The sequence below is a fragment of the Phyllobacterium sp. P5_D12 genome, assembly GCF_054049495.1.
In genome coordinates, this window is sequence record NZ_JBFUMG010000277.1 from 1 (window position 1) to 5,796 (window position 5,796).

Annotated in this window: 5 protein-coding genes; 2 read left to right on the forward strand and 3 right to left on the reverse strand. The window is 56.4% G+C overall.

Translation table 11 applies throughout. From position 1 onward, the window contains the following. Together ACXJ5O_RS16950 and ACXJ5O_RS16955 are read right to left on the reverse strand one after the other, a co-directional pair. On the reverse strand, window positions 1–244 hold a 244-nt coding region (locus ACXJ5O_RS16950), incomplete at its 3' end, for an MFS transporter (RefSeq protein ID WP_457300905.1). Between the two features lie 300 nt (window positions 245–544). Next, on the reverse strand, window positions 545–1,009 hold the full coding sequence (locus tag ACXJ5O_RS16955) for an Lrp/AsnC family transcriptional regulator (protein ID WP_457300906.1): 465 nt from the start codon (window positions 1,007–1,009) through the stop codon (window positions 545–547). Between the two features lie 147 nt (window positions 1,010–1,156). On the opposite strand from ACXJ5O_RS16955, the gene ACXJ5O_RS16960 reads away from it, so the two are divergent. Beyond that, on the forward strand, window positions 1,157–1,879 hold the full coding sequence (locus ACXJ5O_RS16960; RefSeq protein ID WP_457300907.1) for an aspartate/glutamate racemase family protein: 723 nt from the start codon (window positions 1,157–1,159) through the stop codon (window positions 1,877–1,879). 194 nt (window positions 1,880–2,073) lie between these two features. On the opposite strand, the gene ypfJ is transcribed toward ACXJ5O_RS16960, so the two are convergent. Then, window positions 2,074–3,003, reverse strand: a complete 930-nt coding sequence (ypfJ, locus tag ACXJ5O_RS16965) for a KPN_02809 family neutral zinc metallopeptidase (protein ID WP_457300908.1) — start codon at window positions 3,001–3,003, stop codon at window positions 2,074–2,076. Between the two features lie 328 nt (window positions 3,004–3,331). Between ypfJ and carB the strand changes: the two genes are divergently transcribed. Further along, window positions 3,332–5,796, forward strand: a 2,465-nt coding sequence (carB, locus tag ACXJ5O_RS16970; RefSeq protein ID WP_457300909.1) for a carbamoyl-phosphate synthase large subunit, incomplete at its 3' end; no start/stop codon positions are given.

Sequence of the window (5,796 nt, forward strand, 5' to 3'; positions counted from 1 at the left end):
ATATAGGCCTGCGGCCGAAGCGATCGCTCAGATTCCCGATCAGCGGCGCAAAAACAAACTGCATTCCGGCATAGGCGAAAAGCAGCCACCCGCCGTAAATTGCTGCATTCCCCACATCCGTACCGGTGAGTTCCTCAAGATATTCGGGCAGAACTGGCACGATGATGCCAATGCCGATGATATCGAGCAGCAGGATCATGAAGACGAGCGTCAGGCCGCGTTTGGCCAGGATAGGGTCAATCATCGGAAAACTCGCAACTGGCGTTTATGTCMGCGATTTCGCGGAAAATCGTTGTATTGCATAAGATAGCGCGAAACAATACGTGAACATGATCAGGAAATCCGCCATTCCGCCACCAGAAAGTGCTTTTTAGCAAAATCCTCCTGACAAACCCTGTCAAACTATCCGCGATCAGAGGTTGAGGATTCAGGTCAGGCTGCGCCGAAAATAGTGGCTTTCGAGAACCGGAGCGGAGCGTACTTAAAGTACGTGAGCACCGGAAGCGGAGAAAGACGCTTTTTGCATGGCAGGCCTGACCTGAATCTAATGTGCATAGCCAGTGGGCACCGCAGTAGTGGCTTTCAATGTTTCCATCGAAACCGAAGCGGATATATCGAAAAATTCGACCTTCTCCACAAGCGCCTTGTAGATGTCGTCATAGGCTTCGACGCGCGGCAGTACCAGCTTCAGGATATAGTCGATCGTCCCGGTCATGCGATGCACTTCGACAATTTCGGGAATGTCGATGATTGCCGCGCGAAACTGTTCGAGCCAACCAGCGGAATGACGGGCAGTACGCACGATCACGAACATCGTCGTCGGCAAGCCGGCATGTGCACGATCCAGAAGCACAACCCGCTTGGCGATATAACCATCATCCTCCAGACGCTGAATGCGCCGCGAACAGGCCGAGATCGAAAGCCTTACCCGATCGGCTAGATCAGAAACGGCAAGCGACGCATTTTCCTGAAGCAAATTGAGAATCTTGCGATCACGATCATCGAGCATCCCGCTCCTCCAGCAATTTATCAGCGCATTTAGAGAATTATACGCCTGATTTTTGTCTGCCGGCAAGGAACTTCCACAAACTTTGCCAACACTCGGCGCTCACGCCGATTTATTATCCTGCCAGTAAACAATCTAGGGAACTTGCGAATGCGTACTATCGGACTGATCGGCGGAATGAGCTGGGAGAGCACGGCGGTCTACTACCGCCAGATCAACGAAATGGTTCGGGCACGTCTGGGTGGTCTTGCCTCAGCCAAAATCGCCATGCAATCGCTCGATTTCGCCGAAGTCGTCGCGTTGCAGAAAAGCGACCGCTGGGATGAAGCGGCAGCTCTTCTCGCCGACGCGGCGAAGCGACTTGAAGGCGCCGGTGCGGACTGCGTCCTGATCTGTACCAATACGATGCATCTGGTGGCCGATGCGGTTGCCGCGTCCGTCAATGTTCCGCTCATCGATATCAGGCATGAAACCGGCCGCACCCTGAAGGCATCCGGCAAGAAGCGGCCCCTGCTTCTTGCGACGCGCTACACAATGGAGCACGGTTTTTACGCCGGTTACATGCGTGACCATTTCGATATGGAGTTGATCGTGCCCAATGAGATTGACCGCGCCAAGGTGCATTCGGTGATTTTCGACGAACTTTGCTGCGGTGTCGTTAGGGTTGATTCTCGTCACGCATTGGAAAAGATCGTCCAGCGCGGCAAGGATGCCGGTGCCGACTGCGTCATTCTCGGTTGCACAGAAATCTGTCTGTCCCTGACCGACGACAATCTCGCTCTGCCGGTGTTCGATTCAACGACTATTCACTCAAACGCCGCCGTGGCGCATGCGCTAGGTTTGGATTTCATAAGCGAGCAGGACGCGGGTTAACGCGTTCAGACTCGATACGGAGTGTTAGCGCGACCCTTACCCTCCCCCTTGTGGGGAGGGACGGAGCGAAGCGACGGGGAGGGGTTCTTTGCATTCATAAATGCGGGGCGGTAGGAGATTCAGCCTTTCAAACAAAGCCCCTCCCGGCTGCTACGCAGCCTCCCTCCCCACAGGGGGAGGGTTATCCGTTAAGCTCAAATATTCCCGCTAAACGTATCGCAGCTCTCGAGCTTGCCGCTGTCGAAACCGCGTTTGAACCAGTTGGCACGCTGAGCTGACGTGCCATGGTTGAAACTTTCCGGCACGACATARCCTTGCGTCCYCCGCTGGATATTATCATCGCCGATCTGCTGGGCGGCATTGAGTGCCTCTTCGAGGTCGCCAGCTTCAAGTATGCCTTGCTGCTTGGTGAAGTGCCCCCAGATACCGGCGAAGCAATCCGCTTGAAGCTCTACACGCACAGACATCGAATTCGCATCGGCTTGGCTCATGTTCTGCCGCATCGCGTTGAACTTCGGCAGCACACCGATGAGGTTCTGCACGTGGTGCCCTACTTCGTGCGCCAAGACATAGGCCTGAGCAAAATCCCCGGAAGCACCGAATTTCTGTTCAAGTTCGTCATAGAAGCTCAGGTCGATGTAAAGCTTCTTGTCGCCGGGGCAGTAGAATGGTCCCGACGCAGCGCTTGCAAAGCCACAGGCGGAGCGGACTTGGCCGCTGAACAACACCATGGTCGGAGCCGGATATTGCTGTCCTTCGGCCTGGAAAATACCGCTCCAGACGTCTTCGGTCTCGGCAAGAACAGTGCGCGCGAACTGCGTCATTTGATCGTCGTTCTTGACAGAGGTGCCACCGCTTGGTGCCTGACTCTGGCCGGGCACCAGCTGGCCCCCGTCTTCACCAACGAGTATCTGCATCGGATCGATGCTCGTGCAAAATTTCAGGAAGAGGAAAATCGCCGCAAGTATGACGATACCGGAAAAGCCTCCCCCGCGCGCCGTGCGAAAGCCGGAACCACCTGGAAGTCGAAAGCCACCACCGCGGCCAATACCGCCGGGAAAACCACCGCCCTCGCCGCGTTGATCTTCAACATTGTCACTCTGCCTGCGGCCCTGCCAACGCATTTCCTATCTCCCGGTTTTTGCATCGGCACAGACGTCGATGCGCTGTAGTTCCAACAGTATAGTGCGATATTTGTTTCACGCACGGTGCTATTTTTCAACGTGCAGCTGCAGTCGACAGATAATCAATTTTCGTGACTGATTAATGCACACGATATATCTGGCCGAAAACTGCTGCGAAAAACCGCAAAATCGCGCGTTTTTGGGGTTACACAATGCGCTTCCTTTGCCTATAAGGCAGCCTTAGCCTCGCATTTGGAATTATATGCCTGCCCGTACGGTCAAAACCGTGCGGTTTTTTGTGCAGCACGCTATTGATAGGAACGTACCCATGCCAAAACGCACCGACATCAAATCTATTCTGATTATCGGCGCAGGTCCGATCATCATCGGTCAGGCATGTGAATTCGATTATTCCGGCACACAGGCTTGCAAGGCACTTAAAGAAGAGGGTTATCGCGTTATCCTCGTCAACTCCAATCCGGCAACCATCATGACCGATCCGGAATTGGCGGACGCGACTTACATCGAGCCGATCACCCCGGAAGTCGTCGCCAAAATCATCGCCAAGGAACGCCCCGACGCGCTGCTGCCGACGATGGGCGGGCAGACTGCGCTTAACACCGCGCTGTCGCTTCGTCGCATGGGCGTACTTGACCGCTACAATGTCGAGATGATCGGCGCCAATGCCGAGGCTATTGATAAGGCCGAGGACCGCGCGCTTTTCCGCGAGGCGATGGCCAAGATCGGTCTCGAAACGCCTAAATCCATGTTGGCCAATGCCACCGAAGTCAAGGACCACGACCGCAAGTTGCACCAAGAGCAGCGCGAATCCGTAAAAGCCAAATATTCCGGCGCCGATCTCGACGCGGCTTTGGACAAACTTGAGACTGAATGGCAGCTTGGCGAAGGCGACCGCAAGCAGCGCTATGTTTCCCATGCGCTGGGCATGGCAGGTGCGGCGCTCGATCACGTCGGGCTCCCCGCCATCATTCGCCCGTCCTTCACCATGGGCGGCACCGGCGGCGGCATCGCCTATAATCGCACCGAGTTCTACGAGATCATTGGCAGCGGACTCGATGCGTCGCCAACGACCGAAGTGCTGATCGAAGAATCCGTCCTTGGCTGGAAGGAATATGAGATGGAGGTTGTCCGCGACAAGGCGGATAACTGCATCATCATCTGTTCCATCGAAAACATCGATCCGATGGGTGTCCATACCGGCGACTCCATCACCGTCGCCCCTGCCTTGACCCTTACGGACAAGGAATACCAGATCATGCGCAACGCCTCGATCGCGGTGCTGCGCGAGATTGGCGTTGAAACCGGCGGCTCGAATGTACAGTTCGCAGTCAATCCGGAAAACGGCCGTCTGATCGTTATCGAAATGAACCCGCGCGTGTCGCGTTCGTCGGCCTTGGCGTCGAAGGCGACAGGCTTCCCGATCGCCAAGATCGCGGCGAAACTTGCCGTTGGCTACACATTGGACGAGCTCGACAACGACATTACCGGCGGAGCCACACCTGCTTCGTTCGAGCCTTCCATCGACTATGTCGTCACCAAGATTCCGCGCTTCGCCTTCGAAAAGTTCCCCGGCGCCGAACCGACGCTGACGACTGCTATGAAATCGGTCGGCGAAGTCATGGCCATTGGCCGCACCTTCAAGGAATCCCTGCAAAAAGCGCTGCGCGGCCTTGAAACCGGGCTTACCGGCCTTGACGAGATCGCAATTCCCGGGCTTGGCGAAGGCAATGACAACAATGCCATCCGCGCCGCCATCGGCGTGCCGACTCCGGACCGCCTGCGTATGGTCGGCCAGGCCCTGCGTCTTGGCCTCTCTGTCGAGGAAGTTCACGAAGGCTGCAAGATCGATCCATGGTTCCTGGAACAGATGGCGGAGATTATCGCGACGGAAGAACGCGTGCGGGAACATGGCCTGCCGCAGGATGCGCAGAACCTGCGCATGTTGAAAGGCATGGGCTTTTCCGATGCACGCCTTGCCAGCCTTGCCAAAATCGAACCCAGCGAAGTCACCAAGCTGCGTCACAAGCTCGATGTTCATCCGGTCTTCAAGCGCATCGATACCTGCGCCGCCGAGTTCGCCTCCCCGACGGCCTACATGTACTCGACCTATGAAGTGCCGTTCGCCGGAGCGCTCGCCTCCGAAGCGCAAGTCTCCGATCGAAAGAAAGTTGTCATCCTTGGCGGCGGCCCGAACCGCATTGGCCAGGGCATCGAGTTCGACTATTGCTGCTGCCATGCCGCCTTCGCCCTGCGTGATGCAGGCTACGAAGCCATCATGATCAACTGCAATCCGGAGACTGTCTCGACCGATTATGACACATCGGACCGGCTCTATTTCGAACCGCTGACCGCCGAAGACGTGTTGGAAATCCTGCGCGCCGAACAGACGGCCGGAACGCTGCACGGTGTCATCGTTCAGTTTGGCGGCCAGACCCCGCTGAAGCTTGCGGATGCCCTTGAGAAAGCCGGCATCCAGATCCTCGGCACCTCGCCCGATGCGATCGACCTCGCCGAAGATCGCGACCGCTTCCAGAAACTGCTAATCAAGCTCGATTTGACGCAGCCGAAGAACGGTATCGCCTATTCCGTTGAACAGGCTCGCACCATAGCCGGCGAACTCGGCTTTCCGCTCGTCGTTCGCCCATCCTATGTTTTGGGCGGCCGGGCCATGCAGATCATCCACGACGAACGCGGCCTGCAGAGTTACCTGCTCGATACCGTGCCGGAACTCGTGCCCGAGGATATCAAGCAGAAATATCCGAACGACAAGAC

What these genes read in the sequence shown, in the direction of transcription:
- ACXJ5O_RS16955 (WP_457300906.1), bottom strand. Translation starts at nt 1,009, where the DNA reads ATGCTCGATGATCGTGATCGCAAGATTCTCAATTTGCTTCAGGAAAAT.
- ACXJ5O_RS16960 (WP_457300907.1), top strand. Translation starts at nt 1,157, where the DNA reads ATGCGTACTATCGGACTGATCGGCGGAATGAGCTGGGAGAGCACGGCG.